The 21,041-nt window shown below is 65.1% G+C and carries 19 protein-coding genes and 1 riboswitch; of the genes, 7 read left to right on the forward strand and 12 right to left on the reverse strand.

Going from position 1 to position 21,041, the window contains the following annotated elements:
* Positions 1-74: 74 nt before the first annotated feature.
* On the forward strand, positions 75-602 hold the full coding sequence (gene ppa / locus IX761_RS18720) for an inorganic diphosphatase (RefSeq protein ID WP_194791047.1): 528 nt from the start codon (positions 75-77) through the stop codon (positions 600-602).
* A gap of 163 nt (positions 603-765) precedes the next feature.
* A complete protein-coding gene (locus IX761_RS18725) occupies positions 766-1,464 on the forward strand; it encodes a LexA family transcriptional regulator (RefSeq protein WP_194791048.1) in 699 nt (232 codons plus the stop codon).
* Positions 1,465-1,722: 258 nt separating this feature from the next.
* Here IX761_RS18725 and IX761_RS18730 read toward each other — a convergent pair whose 3' ends face one another.
* The 6 genes from IX761_RS18730 to IX761_RS18755 all read right to left on the reverse strand — a co-directional run bounded on the left by IX761_RS18730 (position 1,723) and on the right by IX761_RS18755 (position 10,307).
* The gene (locus IX761_RS18730; protein ID WP_194791049.1) at positions 1,723-2,649 is read right to left on the reverse strand and encodes a GNAT family N-acetyltransferase; all 927 of its coding nucleotides are present in this window, start codon (positions 2,647-2,649) and stop codon (positions 1,723-1,725) included.
* The gene (locus IX761_RS18735; protein ID WP_194791050.1) at positions 2,646-3,926 is read right to left on the reverse strand and encodes an AMP-binding protein; all 1,281 of its coding nucleotides are present in this window, start codon (positions 3,924-3,926) and stop codon (positions 2,646-2,648) included. The genes IX761_RS18730 and IX761_RS18735 overlap by 4 nt, the downstream gene beginning before the upstream one ends.
* On the reverse strand, positions 3,923-6,379 hold the full coding sequence (locus IX761_RS18740) for an acyl-CoA reductase (protein WP_194791051.1): 2,457 nt from the start codon (positions 6,377-6,379) through the stop codon (positions 3,923-3,925). The genes IX761_RS18735 and IX761_RS18740 overlap by 4 nt, the downstream gene beginning before the upstream one ends.
* 1 nt (position 6,380) lies before the next feature.
* Positions 6,381-7,505, reverse strand: coding sequence for an acyl-protein synthase (locus IX761_RS18745; RefSeq protein ID WP_194791052.1), 1,125 nt, complete (start codon positions 7,503-7,505; stop codon positions 6,381-6,383).
* Positions 7,506-8,025: 520 nt separating this feature from the next.
* Positions 8,026-9,009 carry a zeta toxin family protein gene (locus IX761_RS18750; RefSeq protein WP_194791053.1) on the reverse strand — a complete coding sequence of 328 codons (984 nt, stop codon included), beginning with the start codon at positions 9,007-9,009 and terminating at the stop codon, positions 8,026-8,028.
* A 92-nt stretch (positions 9,010-9,101) separates the two neighbouring features.
* Positions 9,102-10,307, reverse strand: a complete 1,206-nt coding sequence (locus IX761_RS18755; protein WP_194791054.1) for an RtcB family protein — start codon at positions 10,305-10,307, stop codon at positions 9,102-9,104.
* A 93-nt stretch (positions 10,308-10,400) separates the two neighbouring features.
* Positions 10,401-10,542, forward strand: a riboswitch (FMN riboswitch).
* Positions 10,543-10,622: 80 nt separating this feature from the next.
* On the opposite strand from IX761_RS18755, the gene ribB reads away from it, so the two are divergent.
* The 5 genes from ribB (at position 10,623) to IX761_RS18780 (ending at position 16,697) form a co-directional block, all read left to right on the forward strand.
* Complete coding sequence (gene ribB / locus IX761_RS18760; protein WP_194791055.1) at positions 10,623-11,273, forward strand: 3,4-dihydroxy-2-butanone-4-phosphate synthase; 651 nt, start codon at positions 10,623-10,625, stop codon at positions 11,271-11,273.
* 254 nt (positions 11,274-11,527) lie between these two features.
* Entirely contained in the window at positions 11,528-11,770 is a 243-nt protein-coding gene (locus IX761_RS18765) for an exodeoxyribonuclease VII small subunit (RefSeq protein ID WP_194791056.1), read from the forward strand.
* Positions 11,767-12,654 carry a (2E,6E)-farnesyl diphosphate synthase gene (ispA, locus tag IX761_RS18770; RefSeq protein ID WP_194791057.1) on the forward strand — a complete coding sequence of 296 codons (888 nt, stop codon included), beginning with the start codon at positions 11,767-11,769 and terminating at the stop codon, positions 12,652-12,654. Before IX761_RS18765 ends, ispA begins: the two co-directional genes overlap by 4 nt.
* 165 nt (positions 12,655-12,819) lie before the next feature.
* Entirely contained in the window at positions 12,820-14,715 is a 1,896-nt protein-coding gene (gene dxs / locus IX761_RS18775; protein ID WP_194791058.1) for a 1-deoxy-D-xylulose-5-phosphate synthase, read from the forward strand.
* Positions 14,716-14,819: 104 nt separating this feature from the next.
* Positions 14,820-16,697 carry a TonB-dependent receptor domain-containing protein gene (locus IX761_RS18780; protein WP_194791059.1) on the forward strand — a complete coding sequence of 626 codons (1,878 nt, stop codon included), beginning with the start codon at positions 14,820-14,822 and terminating at the stop codon, positions 16,695-16,697.
* Here the strand turns inward: IX761_RS18780 and IX761_RS18785 are convergent.
* From IX761_RS18785 to thiL, 6 genes are all read right to left on the reverse strand, one after another.
* Positions 16,675-17,487: a cobalamin-binding protein gene (locus IX761_RS18785; protein WP_194791060.1), complete on the reverse strand. Its 813-nt coding sequence runs from the start codon at positions 17,485-17,487 to the stop codon at positions 16,675-16,677. The two genes, IX761_RS18780 and IX761_RS18785, sit on opposite strands and share 23 nt — an antisense overlap.
* Complete coding sequence (locus tag IX761_RS18790) at positions 17,487-17,906, reverse strand: MFS transporter (protein WP_194791061.1); 420 nt, start codon at positions 17,904-17,906, stop codon at positions 17,487-17,489. Before IX761_RS18790 ends, IX761_RS18785 begins: the two co-directional genes overlap by 1 nt.
* A complete protein-coding gene (gene ribA / locus IX761_RS18795; protein ID WP_194791062.1) occupies positions 17,903-18,520 on the reverse strand; it encodes a GTP cyclohydrolase II in 618 nt (205 codons plus the stop codon). The genes IX761_RS18790 and ribA overlap by 4 nt, the downstream gene beginning before the upstream one ends.
* A 294-nt stretch (positions 18,521-18,814) precedes the next feature.
* Positions 18,815-19,552: a substrate-binding periplasmic protein gene (locus tag IX761_RS18800; RefSeq protein ID WP_194791063.1), complete on the reverse strand. Its 738-nt coding sequence runs from the start codon at positions 19,550-19,552 to the stop codon at positions 18,815-18,817.
* A gap of 16 nt (positions 19,553-19,568) precedes the next feature.
* Positions 19,569-20,072, reverse strand: coding sequence for a phosphatidylglycerophosphatase A (locus IX761_RS18805; RefSeq protein ID WP_194791064.1), 504 nt, complete (start codon positions 20,070-20,072; stop codon positions 19,569-19,571).
* Positions 20,069-21,025 carry a thiamine-phosphate kinase gene (gene thiL, locus IX761_RS18810; protein WP_194791065.1) on the reverse strand — a complete coding sequence of 319 codons (957 nt, stop codon included), beginning with the start codon at positions 21,023-21,025 and terminating at the stop codon, positions 20,069-20,071. Before thiL ends, IX761_RS18805 begins: the two co-directional genes overlap by 4 nt.
* Between the last annotated feature and the right edge of the window lie 16 nt (positions 21,026-21,041).

A 21,041-nucleotide genomic window follows, 5' to 3' on the forward strand; every position in this document is an offset into this window, starting at 1 on the left:
GGGGCGTGGCACGCCCTGTCGGAATGTGCCTATAATCGCGCCACTTTTTTGATCAAACACGGGGGCACAGCCCAATGAGCTACAGCAATATTCCAGCGGGCAAAGACCTGCCGAACGACATCTACGTCGCCATCGAGATCCCGGCCAACCACGCGCCGATCAAATACGAGATCGACAAGGACTTCGACGCGCTGCTCGTCGACCGTTTCATGGCCACCCCGATGTTCTACCCGGCCAACTACGGCTTCATCCCGCAAACCCTGGCCGACGACGGTGATCCGCTGGACGTGCTGGTCGTCACCCCGTACCCGGTAGCCCCAGGCTCGGTCATCCGCGCCCGTCCGGTCGGCGTGCTGAACATGACCGACGACGGCGGCGGCGACGCCAAGGTCATCGCCGTCCCGCACGACAAGCTGTCGCAGTTGTACGTCGATGTGAAGGAATACACCGACCTGCCGGCCCTGCTGATCCAGCAGATCGAGCACTTCTTCGCCAACTACAAGGATCTGGAGAAGGGCAAGTGGGTCAAGATCGAAGGCTGGGAAGGCGCCGACGCCGCCCGCGCCGCGATCACCAAGTCGGTCGCTGCCTATAAAGGCTGAGCCTGACCTGCAAAAAAGCCCTGCTCCGGCAGGGCTTTTTTGTGTCACCGCAGAAAGCCCTACATCGTCCTAGGAAAATCCCTGCAAAAGCCGATAGTTCCCACAAGATGGATCGGCATCACGTTCATTTCCGCACAAATCCCATGGCGATAGACTCGACGCCATGAATACATCCGGTGACCGCCTCAAAGCACTGCTGCAGGAGTGCAACCTGACCTGCTCCGACTTTGCCGCCCAGCGCAACGTGACGCCGCAACACGTCAACAACTGGTTTAAACGCGGCGTACCACAGGCCCGGCTCGACGAAATCTCCGACCTGTTCTGCGTGCACAAACGCTGGTTGCGCATGGGCGAAGGTCCCAAGCATCCCGACCCGCTCAAGACCGCTTGCCAGCCAACGCTGCGCAACGAAGCGCCGCCCCCTTTGCTGGCGCTGGATACCGGCCAGGTGCAGTTGCCACTCCACCGGCTGGAACAGGGTTGCCTCGAACCGGTCAGCGGGCTTTACCAAACCATTCCCCGGCAGGCCCTCGACAGCGTGCGAGTCACGCCAGACAACGCCTTCTGCATCGGCATGCCCGCCAGCAACATGGCCCCGCAACTCCCCCTGGGCACGCTCCTGGCCATCGACAGTAGCCTCACCCAGGTGGTCGAAGGCGAGTGCTACGCCCTGCTGCACAATGGCAGGCTACGCGTGCACCAACTCAGCCAAGGCCCGCACAACGCGTTGTGCCTGCACAGCCATGACCGCCTCAACCACCCCGTCGAACGCTACACCGCAGCGCAACGCAAGGCACAGAACCTGCAAATTCTCGGCTGGGTGTTCTGGTGGGCCTGCTTGCGCCCGCAGCGGCCGTGCTGAAACAACTCGCACCACTTTTTGCTGGGCATCACTGGCCGGCCCTAGTATGCTACGCCGCACATCACGCCCCCTGATGGTGCAAGCCGCATTCCAGAGGGCCTGGCGACGCCTCACACAGCCGTCCGCCATCTTTTTCAGGCCATGTTGCCAACCGTTTAAGGCGATTGCGGCCCATCAAAAATGAGCCAAGACCGTCCCCAAGAAGCCGGCCACAAGCCGGCTTTTTAATGCCTGCCGCACTCCCATACCGCGAAGCGCTCAAGCGGCTGGGCTCGCCATCACCCCCTGCCCATACACATTCTCGCAAGCCTCAGCATGCAGGCCGCGCGCGGTCGGGCAGCTCAACTCGAGCCGGCGTCGAGTAAAACCACGCTGCAGCAGCCAGTACCAGCGCCGGCGCTCCCCCAGTGTCAGCCCGGTGTTCACATAACCGGCCAGGTGCAGCCTGGGCAGCAGCGTGCGAAGGTCGCCCTGCATGTTCACCCGCAGGTGCGTCAAGCGGCCCGCAGGCAACAGCGCCACCTCATCAACTTCCGGGCATTGGCTATCTTCGAGGGTCAGGTCCAGCCGCCGCTCGTGTGCGGACACCTGAAGCGCAGCGCCAACCGCCCCCAAAGCGCCGGGCGCTACGGAGCCGAAGCGGTCGAACAGGCCATCGAGCCACCCAGGGTAGACATCATCCGTTTTCACCCGCGGTATCGGCTGCCTCTGCAAGGGCAGCACAGCAAGGACGGCGCTCTCCCTGCCCTGCGTCAAGGGTGAATCGACATAGTCCAGCAACAACCCCGTGGTGATGAACCCCAGCGACAAGGCCAGGCGCTGCGACCACGCATGGCTGGACACGGCCTTGATGGTCAACAGCGCCATGCGCTGCTGGCGGGCGTACTCACACAGGCGCCTGCCCATCAGGCCGGCCAAACCAGCGCCCCTCGCCGAAGGGTGAACCACGATCATCGCAAGCTCTGCGCAGCCTTGATCATCCGGCATTTGCCTGAGCATGGCATGGCCCACCAGCCGTTCCCCCTGCCAGGCGACGACACTGTGCCATTGGCGTGTCTCGTTGTATTGACGAAACACCGACGGCAGGTAGACCTCCGGGTAGAAATAGTTCGCCCCGTAAACCGTCTTGAACAGTTCGCAGAGGTGGGGCGCATCACTTGCCCGAAACGCCCGGACGACGGTCATGACACTGCACCCTGGGCAGCCTGGCCATAGCTGCGCCGGTCGATGACTCGCAACAGCTTCCCGGTCCGCCCATTGGTCACGATATCTGCTGGCCGACACCACTGTATGCCGATACGCAGCGCGCCTTGAGACACCAGCTCGGACAGGGCGCTGTCCCGCGCCTGCAACTGCGCAATCAGGTCGTGCGCCTGCTGCGGGTCTGCATCATGGGCGATACGCAGCGTCACTCGGTCAACGCCACCTGCCTGCTCGATCAACAGCTGCCATTGGCAACGCCCCAGCCGCGCCTCGATCAATTGCGCCAAGTCATCCGGAAACAGCGTTGCATAGCCGACCCGCACGCGATGCCCCAGGCCACTGCGCCCCTGCAGGATGAATGCTCGCCCTGAACCGCCCGCAGGCTCGCACCAGGCCGCCAGGTCCCCCACCGGATAGCGGATCACTGGCATCAACGTGCGGCCCAGGTCCGTCACCAGCAGCACCCCGGTACGGCCCGGTTCCTCGATGGGTACCCCCGTGACCTCATCAACGATTTCGACCAGGGTCTCAGGCTCGAAAGCCCGATGCTCGCCCTGCTCGCCCACGGCAACACTGGCCCCGATCAGACCGGCGTCGACACTGGCACAGCCGATCGAGGCAACCCGCGCATTGGAAAACACGGCCTCGAACACATGAAGCTGCTCTTCGAACACACTCTCTCCGCCGTACAGCACTGCCCTGATACCCGGCAGCGTCTCCCCCGCCTGCGCCAGCGTCGAGGCGTACTGCAGCAGCTTTCCTGGGACGCCCACCAGCACGTTGATCCCGTGCTGCTTGATCTGCGCTGTCAACACATCTGGCTCGACGATGCCCGTGAAGGGGAACTCACAGACAGGTGTCCGCGAGCACGACATCGCGCCATGGGCGAACAGGAAGCTGGCATACAGATCACCGGCAAAAAACAGGTTGGCGACCCGATCCCCGGGTTGCAGCAAGGGGTGCAGGCTGCGCCCGAAGGCAGCGGTGAACCGCGCCCATTCGTCATGGCTGTAGACCGAATACTTGCCACCGCCAGTGGTGCCACCGGTCTTGAACACAATGGCATCCGTCATCGGGCCCGTCAGAACAGGCCAATCGCTCAACACCTCGGCCTTGTGCCAGTACGCGCCAGGTTCCACCAACGGCAGGTCCGACAGGGCCCACCCCTCAAGAGGAAGATCCTGGTAGAGCTGCGCGTAGTACGCAGAATGCGCCCGTGCGAAATCGACCAGCCGCTTCAGGCTGTGCGAAACGCTCATGGTGCGCCCTCCCCGTCACTGTGTTCAGCCAGGGTTTCGAGGGGGAAATGACGTTTGTCGATCACCAAGGGCGTCTTGCCAGACTGCGGGCTGCGCTCGAACGCCTCGGGCGAGCGCTGGCAGACCAGCAGCTCCAGCAAGCCGTCCTTCACCCCCTTGCCCAGATCAGGGTCGCTCAATACCCTGCCCCTGACATCGGCCGGCTCGCCAGCGACCAACAGACGAATACGCTCCGGCCCCTGCGCCGGGCTGTGCTCCAGAAGCAGCTGGGCAGGCACTTGTGCCAACAGCGCCAGTTGCTGCGGATTGATGAACAGCGAGCCGACACGCACCAGGCTGCCGTGACGCCCCAACAGCTCGAAACGTGGTTCGAGCGAGCCGCAACCACACGGCGCGGGCACCCAGCGCCCGCTGTCACCGATGTCGTAGCGTTCGATCTTCTGGCCCTCCCGGGCTCGGGAGGTGAACAACAGGCGCCCGGCCTGCCCCGGCGCAACGGGTTCGTCGCGCTCATGGGCGACGATCTCCAGCGACTGGGTGCTGGTCATCAGATGGAACACGCCTTGCGGGCTGCTTCGGCAGCCGTAGCCCAACGGCCCGGCATCCACCGAGCCATAGAGCGCCGAGTGAATCACCTCGACACCAAAACCGCGCAACACCGCCCGTTGCTGCTCGGCCATGTGCTCCCCGCCCAGCAGGACCTTGCGGATGCCACCATAGGCGCGCAAGGCTTGCGCCTCGCGACAGAACAGCTGGTACACCGTGGAGGGCATGCCAAGCAGGGTGTCGATGCCCTGGCTGACAATCAACCGCGCCACCTCGCTGTAGTCGTCGCCCTCGGGGCCTCCCATGGGGTAGTGCCTGGCCCCCAGCTTCTCCAGCACACTGAAGAAGCTCAGCAGGCCGCCATACAGGTTGCCCGCATACATCAGGTTGAGTACCCGGTCTTTGGCAGGGTCCAACCCGGCGGCGAACAGACCGTCCGCGGCGGCCTGCATCTGCCGCTGATAATCCCGATAGGTGTAGCCGGCCAGCTTGGGCACACCGCAGCTGCCACCACTGCGGAAGAACAACTGGGCGCCAGGGCTCATCGCCCCTCCTGCCAATGCGTCCCTGCCCATGATGGGCTGGCCCCCGGCGAACTGCACCGGTGTGCCGGGCACGTCCAGCGTCGCCGTACCGGGCAGGCAATCCGCCAGCGGACTCACCGAAACCCGGCGCGCCAGCATGCTCAGTGCATAGACGCCATCGTGCGGCTCGCCGCTGTAGCCGGCGTGCATGTGTTCCACTGCCGTCACGCGATCGACCCCCGCCGCCAGCAAACGCTGGCTGAGCTCGGCGAAATCAGTTGCCGGCGCCACCAGGCCACAGGTTTGCAGATGCCTGCGCCAGGGCAGCAAGACCTCCACCAGTTCCTTGCGCGGTAATGGCCGCAGCAGGATCGTGCGCATCAAGGGCGAAGGCTCGAGCGCCACCTTGAGCTGCAACACGATCTGCCAGCCCTCGCCACGCCAGACCCGACCCGGCACTGACCCGAATACCTGCTCCAGTTCGGCGCAGGCCAGGGCAGTGGTGATTTCGGCAGCCTGCGCCGCGTCAGGCTGGGGCTCAGGCCAGCACGCCTGACGGCGCGCCATCGCCAGTGCGAGGCATTCACCCACTGCCTGCACAGTGGTCTGATCGTCACTATCGACGAAGACGACCTGTGGACTGGAGCACGCTTGCTGATCGAAACGGCAGACCTCGTCAGCCAGCGCGTCCAACGCCGTTGGGTTCAACGCATCGGGCACCAGCCAGGCAAAGCTGATCTTGTGCCCCCAGGGTATCCAGCGGCACCCCGCTGGCAGTTGCCTGCGAATGGCATCCAGGCTGGCATTGCCGCCCCAGGCGGACACACCGTCGGCATAGGGCAGCAACTGGCCGAGCTGATGCTTCGCCACTGGCAGCACAGCCACCTGGCGGGCAATACGGCCCGATGGGTCGCACGCCACGAACGCCTGCAGCAAGCGGGTGGTGCGTCCCTGATCACGGCCGCTCAGACGCAGCCAGTTGATGTTTCCAGCCAGCAACCCCTCGACCACGGCGAAGAAGGGAAGCAGCGGTGCATTGGCCGGGGTGATGTGCAGCACCACCCCCAACGCACGCCAACTTTCGAAGTGGGGGCGCTGGTAATCGATGCGGCGCAGGGAGAACGGGGCAACGCCCAGCTCGTTTTCCACCTTGCCGCGCAAGGCGTCGGCCTGGCAAAAGTGCCGCACCTCATCGCGCGAGGCCACGTCCAGTTCGCCAAGGTAAGTGTCGCAGCGCAGTTTTTCGCTGAACCGTTCGGCACAGGCAATGACCTGTTCGACCGTACACGGGTCGGCCAGCCGCTCTGCCAGTTCGCTCACGGCGAACTCGATGGCCTGCTCCAGCGTCAACTCCGGGTGGTGGTGCCCATCGATGAAATACATGTCAGTTCTCCCGTATCAGTTCGGATGCCGCCAGTGCGCAACTACGGCCGGCATGGGTGCCGGCACGCCCTTGAATCTCGAACCAGTCGGTATCGAGGGCGCAGGGGCATGCGTGGCCAGGAAAGAGCACCGCCATGTCGCTCATCACGATGCTGTGGGCAGGGCTGGAGGTGATGTAGGGCGAGACGAACTGGATGAACCCCGGTTGGCCATAACCCTGCAGGGCGAATGTTCTGAAATGGCGGGTATAGGCGCGGGCGTACACCGGTACATGCAAGCTGTGGTGCTCACATTCGACATAGGGCACGCAATGCTCCACCGCGCCGTAGCCATCGCGGCACCGGGCAGGCGACAGGCCGAGTTGTTCGGCCATGCGCGCCAGCAGTTGCGCCTTGGGCACCTGGCGATCGGCATGGGTTTTCCAGCCGCCACCAAACAAGGCAAGCGAGCCGCCATCGAAGCTCAGCGCCGGCAGGCCCATTTCGCGCATGCGCTCGAGGGTGAACCACATGAACGCGGGAAACCCCAGGATGCGCAACGGCGCATCGTCTTGTGCGAATGCCTGGAGTGCGCGGATCACACCGAAAGGGTCGAACTCCATGCCTTTGCCGTTATGACGCAGCGCATGGAACGAGCGCTTGATGGGGGCGTAGCGACACAGGAACTCATCGGTGTGGGAGGTGCCCAGGGTGATCGTCTCGGCCGGCTCGTAACCCAGGATCAGGTAGTTGCAGGGCTGCCCCAGGGTCTCCCAGCCGTAATGCCGAAATACGCGGTCGACCATACCCTGCGCGGCCCCCAGGCTGCGTTGGTCATAACGCATGCGGCTTTGCTGCCCGGTGGTACCGGACGACGTCAGTTCACGTGCGCCAACCCCGGATTCACTGAGCACCAGGCGCGTCTTGAAGTAATTGGCAAAGATTGGTGGTAGTTGCCCCCAACTGCCATTGGCCACCTTTGCCGGGTCAAAATGTTGGTTGCGCAACCAATCTGCATAGCCCGGGGTCCGTTCGATATGGAAGGCCGTTATTTGTGCCATGGCGGCGTCGAAGAGTCGCTCGACACCGGGATTTAGTGCATAGGGAGTTTCGAGGGCGCACAGTTCGTCCACATGAAGAATATTCAAGTTTCAAGTTCCTTTGATTCAAGAAGAACTGCCGGATTGGCGATGCCAGTGCTCCGTCAACCGCACCGTTCAGCGACGTTGACGCCAGCAACTTGCACTCAGACGAATGACGGGGGTCATTAGCTTTTTGCAGGACAGCCTCAATACCCTTACGACCTTCATATATTCATTTGAATATTTGCTCGAAGTAACTTTAAGCAGATGCATTAATAAAAGTCTTAGGGCCATCCCCATGGCCGCACTAAATATTTCGCCATGCCGTGTAGGACCCTTTTCCAATCCATGGCATCCATTGACTCCATTCGGGTGGGAAACTCTTTTTTACACAGGCAGTACGCTGGTATGCCATGGCCATGGCCATGGCGCTACGCGCAGTCAGGCGTAGCGGGTGGAGTACCTGTCCAAGGTCAATGGCTTGCAGGTGCGCTTCCAGCGCTTCGATGGCCTGGGGCACGGGCCCCTGTTTCCAGCGTCGCTGAGCCAGGTGTTCGACAACCTGGCCCGGTGACACCATAGCCGGTCAGGGGTGCAGGTACTTGAGCACATACAGCGACAGCTCACGGAACACATCGGCCGGAATTTGCTCGTTCAAGGCCTGCGCCTTGCCCAGGGTCGTGCAGCAAGCCTTGAGCATCTTGCCGCGCACCTGCTCGTCGAGCATGCCGGTGTGCACCAGCTGGAAGAATTGCGGGTAGGTACTCGCGGCCTCCTCCTGTGAGCCACGACGGATCTCGAACACCCCGTTGATGTGCGGCGGCTGGAAGAACGGTTGATCTTCGCGGCTCGCCTGCGGCACCAGGCGCAGGTCCGCCGAGCAGACGCTATGACACAGCAGCCTGCTGTCGCGGTCGGTTTCCATGCCGCGCTGGTAGAGGCTGATCTGCGAGCCGGGCGTCCTCAGACAGGCTGCCTCGAACGCATCGATGATTTTCAGGGCATTGGCTTGCGACGATTCGATCTTGCTCAGCGAAACGAAGCGCTCGAGCTTGTCCTCGGCCACGCTTTTCACGCCACGCTCCAGAGTGTTCCAGTGGCCGAACTCCTTCTGGCAGGCGATCAGGTGCAGCTCCAGCTGGTAACCAGCCTGCTGCGCCAGGGCGGGCACGTCGGCGAACGCCACGTCGTCCAGCGCGGTCTCCATGATGATGTCGTAATGGTTGGCCAGCGCATGCTCGAAAATCTTGTTGCCCAGTTGCCAGATGAATTGTTCGGTGTGGGCATAGACATGGCGACCGCCGAGCGATTTCATCGCCTCGTATTGCGGGTGCAGCTTGCGGTACTCCGGGTCGTACAGGCTGACATAGTCGTCGTAGCGCTTGCTCGCCAGTAGTGTCTTGTTCAGCAGATAGGTCTTGCCGGAGCCTTCGGCACCGGCCACCACCAGCATCCTCGGCGTGGGCTTGCCATCCGCGTCGAGGCGCCGCTTGCGCTCGAACAGGCTGGATTCGAGTGCTTCAAAGGCGGTGACTACATCTTCGGGGGTAAAGCTATAAGGCTGGGTCATGATCGTCATTCCTGTTGACTACCCGGGATTGGGTTAGCCAACACGGTAGGGCGAACACAGGTGCCAACTGCGGTAGATAGCGCTGCGCCCGCCTACCCTTTGACGCACACCACCTGCCGCAGGGTGTGCACTACTTCGACCAGTTCACGCTGGGCCAGCATTACCGCATCGATATCCTTGTAGGCCATCGGGATCTCGTCGATCACATCCTTGTCCTTGCGGCATTCCACATGGGCCGTGGCACGCTTCTGGTCCTCGACGGTGAAGCGGCTTTTCGCCTTGGTGCGGCTCATCACCCGCCCCGCGCCATGGCTGCACGAGCAGAACGATTCCTCGTTGCCCAGGCCGCGCACGATGAAGCTCTTGGCCCCCATGGACCCCGGGATGATGCCCAGCTGGCCCTTCTGCGCCGATACCGCGCCCTTGCGGGTGACCAGCACTTCGCGGCCGAAGTGCTGCTCCTTCTGCACATAGTTGTGGTGGCAGTCGACCGCCTCGAGGCTGGCCTCGAACGGCCTGCCCAGTACCTTGCGGGTGGCCGCGACCACCGCCTGCATCATCAGCTCGCGGTTGTGCCGGGCGAAGTCCTGGGCCCACTCCACGGCCTGCACATAGTCGGCGAAATGCCGGCTGCCTTCCTCGAAATAAGCCAGGTCCCGGTCCGGCAAGTTGACCATGTGCTGACGCATGTCGGCCTGGGCCAGCTCAATGAACAGGTTGCCGATGGCGTTGCCCACACCCCGGGAGCCACTGTGCAGCATGAACCAGACCCGGTCGGCCTCGTCCAGGCAGACTTCGATGAAGTGATTGCCGCCACCCAGGGTGCCCAGATGGTGGCGGTTGTTGGTTTCCTCCAGGCGCGGGTAGTTGTCGGTGATGGCCTTGAAACGCCCAGCCAAACCACGCCATTGCTGGTCAGCGTGCTTGGGTACGTCGTCCCAGGCGCCTTGGTCGCGGCGGCCGAAGGTCTTGCCGTGGGGCACGGCCTGCTCGATCGCGCTGCGCAGGCCGTGCAGGTTGTCCGGAAGGTCGCGGGCAAGCAGCGAGGTGCGCGCGGCGATCATGCCGCAGCCGATATCCACGCCCACCGCCGCCGGGATGATCGCCCCCACGGTGGGAATCACGCTGCCGATGGTCGAGCCCTTGCCCAGGTGCACGTCCGGCATCACCGCCAGGTGCTTGAAAATGAACGGCATCCTGGCCGTGTTCATGAGCTGCTTGCGGGCATCGTCCTCGACCGGCACACCGTCGGTCCACAGTTTGATCGGCTTGCCGCCGGCGACTTGCAAGGTATCCATGTTGTCTGTTCCGTTGAGCCACAGCCGCCATGATACCGCCGAAGGTCGTAGACCGGCCGCTTGCCAGCGGGGTGGCAGCGTGCTGTATGCTTGCCCGGTCTTCAGGGCGGGGTGAAAGTCCCCACCGGCGGTAAATCGAAAGATGAGCCCGCGAGCGCCCCGGCCATGCCGGGGGTCAGCAGATCTGGTGCGACTCCAGAGCCGACGGTCATAGTCCGGATGAAAGAAGGCGTTTGGCAGGGGCCGTCAGGGCGCCCCTGCGCGCGCGTTTTGTTCGCCCCGAGACGTTCATCGATCATTCACGAGGAGCGTTTCATGTCCCCCATGCCACACAAAGCATTCCCCAACGTCACCGCCGCCATCGCCGCCTTCCAGGCCGGGCGCCCCGTGCTGCTGCTCGACGACGACGACCGCGAGGACGAAGCCGACATCGTCGCTGCCGCCGAAAACCTTTCGCTGCAGACCATGGCCATGATGATTCGCGATTGCAGCGGCATCGTCTGCCTGTGCCTGGACGAAGCCACCGTCGACGCCCTGCAACTGGCGCCGATGGTGCCGAACAACCAGGCCCGCCACGGTACCGGCTTCACCGTCACCATCGAGGCGGCCGAAGGCGTCAGCACCGGCGTGTCGGCCCAGGACCGAATCACCACCATCGAGGCCGCGCTGCGCTCTACCGCGCAACAGCGGCACATCGTCAGCCCGGGCCATGTGTTCCCGTTGCGCGCCCGCGACGGCGGCGTGCTGACCCGCCGCGGCCATACCGAAGGCTCGGTGGACCTGGCACGCCTGGCCGGCCTGCGCCCGGCGGCGGTGCTGTGCGAGCTGATGAACCCCGACGGCAGCATGGCCCGCGGTGAACAGGTGGCGGTGTACGCGCGCCAGTACAACCTGCCGGTGCTGACCATCGAGGAACTGGCGCGGTATCGCGAAGCGATGCTGGCGCTGGAGGCCGAACCGGCCTGAGTCCTTCTAGCGGCCCGATCGCCTGGTAGAAGCGGCCTTGCCGGGGCGCCAGATCGGTCGGAAAGGGCTGCGAAGCGCCCCCAGGATTTCAAGCACGTCTCAGGACTGCCGGGGCCGCTTTGCGGCCCTTTCGCGGCACAAGGCCGCTCCTACAGGACTGCGGCGAAAGACAGTCGCTCATCTATCCCCAATTTGCTCCCCCTGCCCCGCTCTGCTAGTGTCGCGCCGTTCTGAATACCACCGAGACCGTCGCCATGGCCCGCAAAAAAGCCTCCATCGATTTCGAGCAATCCCTCGCCGACCTGCAAGCCCTGGTCGAGCGCCTGGAGAACGGCGAATTGTCGCTGGAAGAGTCGCTGGCCGCCTTCGAGCAAGGCATCGCCCTGACCCGCGACTGCCAGGGCGCCCTGGCCCAGGCCGAGCAGAAGGTGCAGATCCTGCTGGAACGTGACGGCGAACTGGCCGCGCAGCCGTTCGATACGGAGCCAGAGGCATGATCGCCCAGTACCAGGCCAGCGCCCAGGCGCGGGTCGACGCGGCCCTCGAACCACTGTTCCAGGCCCCGTCCAAAGAGCTCGAACGCCTCTACGCCGCCATGCGCTACAGCGTGATGAACGGCGGCAAACGCGTGCGCCCGCTGCTCGCCTATGCCGCCTGCGAAGCCCTGGGCGCACCGCTTGAACAGGCCAACGGCGCCGCCTGCGCGGTCGAACTGATCCACGCCTACTCGCTGGTGCACGACGACCTGCCGGCGATGGACGACGACGACCTGCGCCGCGGCCAGCCGACCACCCACAAGGCCTTCGACGAAGCCTGCGCCATCCTGGCCGGCGATGGCCTGCAGAGCCTGGCCTTCAGCGCCCTGCTCGATGCGCGGCTGAGCCCGCAGGCCGACGGCATCCGCTTGCAGATGGTGCAAACCCTGGCCAAGGCCGCCGGCCCTGCCGGCATGGTCGGCGGCCAGGCCATCGACCTGGGTTCGGTGGGCATCAAGCTCGACCAGAAAGCCCTGGAATACATGCACCGGCACAAGACCGGCGCGCTGATCGAAGCCAGCGTGCGCCTTGGCGCCCTGGCCAGCGCCCGCGCCGAGCAGGCACAGCTCGACGCCTTGCAGACTTATGCACAGGCCATCGGCCTGGCCTTCCAGGTGCAGGACGACATCCTCGACGTGGAGAGCGACACCGCCACCCTCGGCAAGCGCCAGGGCGCCGACATCGCCCGCGACAAACCGACCTACCCGGCACTGCTCGGGCTGGACGCGGCCAAGGCCTATGCCCTTGAGCTGCGCGACCAGGCGCTGAGGGCGCTTGAAGGTTTCGGTGACAGCGCCGAGCCGCTGCGGGCGCTGGCCCGGTATATCGTCGAACGCCGTCACTAAAGGCAGCAGATGCACCTGTGGGAGCGGGCTTGCCCCGCGATCGCATCGCGGGGCAAGCCCGCTCCCACAGGGAACAACAGTGCCGAAACCACACCCGTCTGAATGGGCAGCTTTTCCCACAATGGGGTAAACTGCCGCGTCTTCAAACCTATAACGACTCGCCTGATGCCCACGACGTTTCAAGAGATCCCCCGCGAACGCCCGGTCACGCCGTTGCTCGACCGCGCCGACACGCCAGCTGGCCTGCGCCGCCTGGCCGAAGCCGACCTGGAGAGCCTGGCCGACGAGTTGCGCCAGGAGCTGCTCTACACCGTGGGGCAGACCGGTGGGCATTTCGGCGCGGGCCTGGGCGTCATCGAGCTGACCATCGCCCTGCACTACGTCTTCGACACCCCGGATGACCGGCTGGTGTGGGACGTCGGCCACCAGGCCTACCCGCACAAGATCCTCACCGGGCGGCGCAACCGCATGCTGTCGCTGCGCCAGAAGGACGGCATCGCCGCCTTCCCGCGCCGTAGCGAAAGCGAGTACGACACCTTTGGTGTCGGTCACTCCAGCACCTCGATCAGCGCCGCGCTGGGCATGGCCATCGCTGCCCGCCTGCAGAACGACCCGCGTAAATCGATTGCGGTGATCGGCGACGGCGCGCTGACCGCCGGCATGGCCTTCGAGGCGCTGAACCACGCCCAGGAAGTGAACGCCGACATGCTGGTCATCCTCAATGACAACGACATGTCGATCTCGCGCAACGTCGGCGGGCTGTCCAACTACCTGGCCAAGATCCTCTCCAGCCGCACCTACGCCAGCATGCGCGAAGGCAGCAAGAAGGTGCTGTCGCGCCTGCCCGGCGCCTGGGAGATCGCCCGCCGCACCGAAGAATACGCCAAGGGCATGCTGGTGCCCGGCACCCTGTTCGAAGAGCTGGGCTGGAACTACATCGGCCCGATCGACGGCCACGACCTGCCGACCATGATTGCCACCCTGCGCAACATGCGCGACCTCAAGGGCCCGCAGTTCCTGCACGTGGTCACCAAGAAGGGCAAGGGCTTCGCCCCGGCCGAGGTCGACCCGATCGGTTACCACGCCATCACCAAGCTCGAACCTGCCGACAAGCCAGTCGCGCCGAAAAAACCGAGCGGGCCGAAGTACTCTGCGGTGTTCGGCCAGTGGCTGTGCGACATGGCCGCCGCCGACAATCGCCTGGTGGGCATCACCCCGGCGATGAAGGAAGGCTCGGACCTGGTCGACTTCAGCGAACGCTACCCGGAGCGCTACTTCGACGTGGCGATTGCCGAGCAGCACGCGGTCACCCTCGCCGCCGGCATGGCCTGCGAAGGCGCAAAACCGGTGGTGGCGATCTACTCCACGTTCCTGCAACGCGGCTATGACCAGTTGATCCACGACGTGGCGGTGCAGGACCTCGACGTGCTGTTCGCCATCGACCGCGCCGGCCTGGTCGGCGAGGACGGCCCGACCCACGCCGGCGCCTACGACCTGTCGTACCTGCGCTGCATCCCCGGCATGCTGGTGATGACCCCGAGCGACGAGAACGAGCTGCGCAAGATGCTCAGCACCGGCCACCTCTACAAGGGCCCGGCAGCGGTGCGCTACCCGCGCGGCACTGGCCCCAACGCGCCGATCAGCGGCGACCTCGAGCCGCTGGAGATTGGCAAGGGCGTGGTGCGTCGCCGGGGCAGCAAGGTCGCCTTGCTGGTGTTCGGCGTGCAGTTGACCGAAGCGCTCCAGGTTGCCGAGCAGCTCGACGCCACCGTGGTCGACATGCGCTTCGTCAAACCGCTGGACGAAGCGCTGATACTGGAAATGGCCGCCAGCCATGAGCTGCTGGTGACCGTCGAAGAGAACGCCATCATGGGCGGTGCCGGCGCAGCGGTTGGCGAGTTCCTGGCCCGCGAGGCAGTGGTCAAGCCGTTGCTGCACCTGGGCCTGCCGGACATCTATGTCGAGCACGCCAAGCCTGCGCAGATGCTCGCCGAGTGCGGGCTGGATGCCGCCGGGATCGAAGCCGCCGTCAAAGCCCGAATGGCCAAGCTCGGCCTGTAAGACCCTTTCGCGGGCAAGCCCGCTCCCACAGGATTTCCACAGCTCTTGAGTACTGTGCATTACCTGTGGGAGCGGGCTTGCCCGCGAATGCTCTGGAACTGCCCGTGAATAAATCAGCCTGTGCCGCACTCCTGTGCACCCCCACCTTCTTGCTGGCCGCCGAACCCACCCGCGACGACGCCCTCAAGCTCCCCGACGTGCTGATCAGCGCCAGCCGCCAGGTCGAAGCGCGCAGCGCCACCAGCGCCGCCAACACGGTGTTCACCCGCAACGATATCGACCGCCTGCAACCGTCCAGCGTCACCGACCTGCTCAGCCGCGTGCCCGGCGTGCAGGTGGCACCGACCGGTGGCCGCGGTAGCCTGCCCGGCATTTTCATCCGCGGCACCAAGACCGCCCAGAGCCTGGTGCTGGTCGATGGCGTGCGCATCGCCAACGCCACCTCCGGCGACAGCGGCCTGCAATTCCTCGACGTCGACCAGATCGAACGGGTGGAAGTGCTGCGCGGTTCGCGCTCGGCCATTTATGGCAGCGATGCCATTGGTGGCGTGATCCAGATCTTCACCCGCCGTGGCGACGGCCAGGGCCTGCAACCCCGCCTGCGCCTGGCCGCCGGCAGCAACCAGACCTGGCAGCGCAGCCTGGGGCTGTCCGGCGGTGACGGGGCGACCCGCTTCAACCTCGGCGCCAGCCTGGACGAAACCGCTGGCATCGATGCGACCGGGCCGTCATTCGCCAGCGACGGCGACCATGACGCCTACCGCGACCGCTCGCTGAACTTGAGCCTGAGCCATGTGTTCAACGAACGCTTCGAGGCCGGCCTGAACCTGCTCGACAGCCGTGGCCGCAACGAGTACGACAACCCGTTCGGCCGTTTCGACCCGGTCACTTTCGCAAGCTTCGGCCAGAAGCCCTACACCGACTTCACCGTCAGCAGCCTGGGCACCTATCTCGACGCCCAGCTCAACGACGCCTGGCACTCGCGCCTGGAGCTGGGCCACAGCGAAAACCGCGACGACAAGCGCGACAAGCTCAGCGACGAACGCCAGGTGTTCAACACCTACCGCGACCAGCTGACCTGGCAGAACGACTTCATCCTGGATGCACGCAACAGCCTGCTGCTCGGCGGTGACTGGTACCAGGACCGGGTCCACGCCAGCACCGATTTCGACGAAGACAGCCGCTGGAACCGCGCGGCCTTCGCCCAGCATCGTTACACCGGCGAGTGGTTCTCCACCGAACTGGGCGTGCGCCGCGACCAGAACCAGCAGTTCGGCGGCCAGACCACCTGGAGCGGCAGCCTCACCCTGCCGGTCAACGAGGCCAACGACCTGCTGCTGTCGTACAGCGAGGGCTTCCGCGCACCGACCTTCAACGACCTGTACTACCCGCAGTACAGCAACCCGGACCTTACGCCTGAGCGCTCGAAAAGCTACGAGCTGCAATGGCGCAGCCAGCTGACCGCCGACAGCCGCCTGGAGGCCTCGCTGTACCGCACCGACCTGCGCGACGCGATCATCTTTGGCGCCGACTCGGTGCCGCGCAATGTGGCGTCGGCGCGTATCAACGGTTTCGAGATGAGCCTGGCGCAACGTTGGGGCGAATGGCGCAGCCAGCTGGGCCTGGCGCTGATCGACCCACGCGACCGCGACACCGGCCACACCCTGGCCCGCCGTGCCCGACGCACGCTGAGCCTGGACCTCGACCGGCAGTTCGACCGCTTCAGCCTGGGCGGCAGTTGGCAGGCCGTCAGCAGCAGCTACGACGACGAAGCCAACCGCAATGCCATCGGCGGCTATGGCCTGCTCGGCCTGCGCGGCAGTTGGGCGGCGAGCGATGAAGTGAAGCTGGAGATGAAGCTCGACAACCTGCTGGACAAGCAGTACAGCCGGGCGCTCTACAGCTTCGACGGCAGCCAGTACGGCTACCGCGAAGAGGGTCGTACCTGGCTGCTCAGCGTCACCTGGACGCCGGCGCTGTAGCATCGAGCAGCGCGCACAAGCGGGCGGTGGCCTCGATCATCTGCCCGCTGGGCCGCTCCAGGCCCTTGTCCGGCACCACCAGCAGGCGGTCACCCGCCACGGCGTTCAGTGTCGGCCAGGCGCGCCAACTGATCAGCTGGGCCTGATCGCCGGCCAGGATCACTTGCGGGTCGCGCAGCAGCACCGACTCTACGCTCACCTGCGGCGCCGGCTGGCTCAGGTCATCGAACACGTTGCGCGCCCCGCACACGCGCAAGGCATCGCTGACCACCTGGCGCCCACCCAGGGTGTACAGCGGCTTGTCCCACACCTGGTAGAACACCCGCAACGGCGTTTCGCGCCGGTAGCGCTCGCGCAGCCCCTGCAAGCGTTCACGCAGGCTTGCCGCATACACACGGCCTTGCCGGTCGCGCCCAAGACGCTGGGCGATGGCTTCGATCTGCTCGATCAACTGGTCGAGGTCGCCGGGCTCGGCGCTGAAGGTGGCGATGCCGAGCCTTCGCAACTGGTCGCGCTGGGCCGGCACCACGCTGCCGGGCCAGAGCAGCAGCAGATCAGGCTTGAGGCTGAGCAGGCGCTCCATGTCCAGTTGCCCATGGCGGCCCACCGAAGGCAGGCCCTGCAGCGATGCCGGGCGTTCGCCGCCATCGAGCAGGCCCACCAGCAGATCCTGCGCCTGCAGCTCGACGACGATCTCGGTCATTGAAGGCGCCAGGCTGACCACCCGCGGCTGCACCTCGGCCAGGGCGCCGAAGCTCAACAGAGAGAACAGAAGCAGCAGCGCGCGCATCAGCCGAGCTGACGCGGAATACGGTAGAGGTACACCAGCACCACGGTGGATATCGCCAGGAGGATCTGTGGCACCGCATCCAGCCCCACCAGCACCGACAGCGCGGCGACCCAGGCCGGGAAGCAGCCATACAGCATGGCCAGGCGGCGCACCCGCGCCAGCTCGATCCACGCAGCGGGTTCTTCGCCAGTGCCCAGCGCCTTGTCGGTGGCGATCAGTGCCCGCTTGTAGGCGCCAAAGCGCGGCAGGCTGAGGAACATACTGGCGGCGCCGCCGATGAACAACGGCATGGCCAGCACCGGGATCAGCGGCTCGCCGCCGCCGAAGGCCCAGGCCATCACCGGCAGTGGCAGCAGGCCCATGGCCAGGTACTGCCACCAGGCCAACGCCAGCCGACGCTTCACCTCGCTACGGGTCACGCCTGGGGCACCTCGCCCTGGTGCTTGTTGCCCATCATGTGGCCCAGCTTGTCGGCCTTGGTGGCCAGGTACAGGCGGTTGTGCGGGTTGTGGCCAGTGTGCAGCGGCACGCGCTCGGCGACCTTGATGCTCATGTCGGTCAACGCTTTGACCTTGCGCGGGTTGTTGGTCATCAGCCGCAGCGAGGTGACGCCCAGGTGTTCGAGCATCGGCAGGCACATGGCATAGTCGCGCTGGTCGGCGGCGAAGCCCAGGCGTTCGTTGGCCTCGACGGTGTCGGCACCGCCATCTTGCAGCTCGTAGGCACGGATCTTGTTCAACAGGCCAATGCCACGGCCTTCCTGGCGCAGGTACAGCAGCACGCCACGGCCTTCGCGGGCGATGGCCTGCAGCGCGGCGTCCAGTTGTGAACCGCAGTCACAACGCTGGCTGAACAGCGCATCGCCAGTCAGGCACTCGGAGTGCAGACGCCCCAACACCGGCTCACCGTCGGCGATATCACCCAGGCTGAGCACCACATGCTCACGGCCGGTGGCTTCATCGAGGAAACCATGCATGGTGAAGATCGCGTAGGGGGTCGGGAGTTTGCAAGCGGCGACAAAGACGACGGGCACGTTGTGCTCCTGGAAAGTAGGAATATTCAGATCGGCCGATTGTATCAGCAGCCCGGCGCCCGTGCGCAGGCGGAATATCGCCGCTTAAGATCGAAAAGTTCGATGCTTATGGTGCCTGACCAAACCCTCAGGCCCACCGCTGTCTCTGTAGGAGCGGCCTTGTGTCGCGAAAGGGCTGCGCAGCAGCCCCGGCGATTTTGTGACATGGACGAAATCTTGGGGCCGCTCCGCGCCCCTTTCCGACCGGTCCGGCGCCCCGGCAAGGCCGCTCCTACAGAGGTCCAAGGCCAACCGTCAATGCGGCTGGCTGTTGGCGCTGAACGGATACGGCTGCTTCCAGCGCTCGAAGATCGGCTTCAGCTCGCCGCTGCGCACCAGCTGCTCCATTCGCTGGTCGAACAGGTCACGCAGGGCCTTGCCCTGCTCGCTATGGGTGAACGCCAGGTACAGCGGCAACTCGGCGACATGGGTACTGCGAAAACGCGCCGGGTCCGGTGCCTGGCCCATCACGTACTCGACTTCGGTCTGTGCATCGATGTAGAAGTCCACCCGGTCGTGCTCGAGCATCGGCAGGATGCCCTCGCGGCGCTGCACTTCGCGGAACTCGTGCACGTTGGGCAGGTAGCTGGCGTAGTCATAGCCACGCACCCAGGCCAGGCGATACTGGCCCAGGTTGTCCAGCGTGGGCTGCGGCTTGTCGGCCAGACCCAGGGCGTAGATATGGTCCATGTCGAAATGCCAGCGCGGGTAGAGATTGTCTTCGTTCTCTTCCTTGTACGAGCCGACCCAGGCGTCCGCCTCGCCACGCTTGACCAGGCCTACCGCGCGGCTGTAAGGCGCGCTCTGGGTCTTGACCTTGACCCCCGCCGGTTCGAACACCTTGCGCAGCACGTCCCAGGCCAAACCACTGCCGTCGGCATTGGTGTAGTCGAGCCACGCCTCGCTGACCAGGCGCACCTGCTTGTCCTGCGCCATGGCGCCAGGGGCCGCGACGAGCAGCATCAATGCCAGCAAAACACTCCGAACACCCATCGCAACACTCCTTGTTTCAGGCCACCGCCCACACCAGCACCTGCATGCCCAGCCAGGCGAACACGCCAGCCAGGATATCGTCGAGCATGATCCCGAACCCGCCATGCACATGGCGATCGACCCAGCGGATCGGCCAAGGTTTGAGGATGTCGAAGAAACGGAACATCAGGAACCCCGCCAGCAGCCATTGCCAACCTTCCGGCACCAGCCACAAGGTGATCCACATGCCGACGATTTCGTCCCAGACAATGCCCTCATGGTCGTGCACGCGCAAGTCGTTGGCCACCTTGCCGCACAGCCACACACCGAACAGCATGCTGACGCCCAGCAGCAGCCAGTAACCCCAGTCGGGCAGCATCTGCCACAGCGGGATGAACGGCAGCGCCACCAGCGAACCCCAGGTGCCGGGGGCCTTGGGCAAGGTGCCGGAGCCGAAGCCGAAGGCGATGAAGTGCCACGGGTTGCGCCAGACCGAAGGCGGAACGAACTCCGCAGGCACCTGGTTGGGGTGGTCGGTCACGGTGTCTCCCTGAAATGTTGATAGCCCCGCTGTTGCGGGGTGATGTCCTGGCCCTGGGCATCGCGCAGGGTCACGCCCTGGCCTTCGAGCACACGGCCGATCACATGCACGGTGCTGCCCAGGGATGAAAGTGCGGCTTCTGGCGCGGTGAACGCCAGCACGTAGTCGTCGCCACCGGTGAGCGCCGCGTGCAACGCCGCTTCAGGCCCGAGGAAGGCTTGCAGGGCAGAAGACACCGGCACCTGCGCCAGGTTCACCTGCAACGCCACGCCGGAGGCCTTGGCGATATGCCCGCAGTCGGCCAACAGGCCATCGGAGATATCCAGCGCCGCCGTGGCCCGGCCACGCAGACGCTCGCCCAACACCAGCTGAGGCAACGGTGCCCAGTAGTGTTCCAGCAGCGGCGCGGCCAGATCGGCCGGCGCCTCACGCTCCCCCAGCACCAGCGGCAACGCCCCGGCCGCATTGCCCAGTGGGCCGCCCACGCACAGCAGGTCGCCCGGGCGGGCGCCGCTGCGGCGCAGCGCCTGGCCCACCGGCACACGGCCGAACACGGTCACGGTGATGCTCAGCGGGCCACGGGTGGTGTCGCCGCCGATCAGGTGGATGCCACAACGCCCGGCCATGCGCCCCAGGCCGTTGGAGAAGCCGGCGAGCCAGTCGCGGCCGACGTCAGGCAGGGTGAGTGCAAGGGTGAAAGCCACGGCCGTGGCGCCCATGGCCGCCAGGTCGCTGACCGCCACGGCCAGCGAACGCTGGCCGAGCAGCAACGGGTCGCAGACGGCGGGGAAATGCACACCGGCCACAAGCGTGTCGGTGGAAATCGCCAGCTGCTCGCCGGCGGGAATATCCAGCAGGGCGCAGTCGTCGCCGATGCCCAGGGCCACACCTTCGCCGCCCTGCGCACAAGGCGCGGCGGCGAAGTAATGGCTGATCAGCTCGAACTCACCCATGGCTCGTCAGCGCCGT

Origin of the sequence: Pseudomonas sp. UFMG81, assembly GCF_015354575.1 — a bacterium.
Taxonomy (GTDB): Bacteria; Pseudomonadota; Gammaproteobacteria; order Pseudomonadales; family Pseudomonadaceae; genus Aquipseudomonas.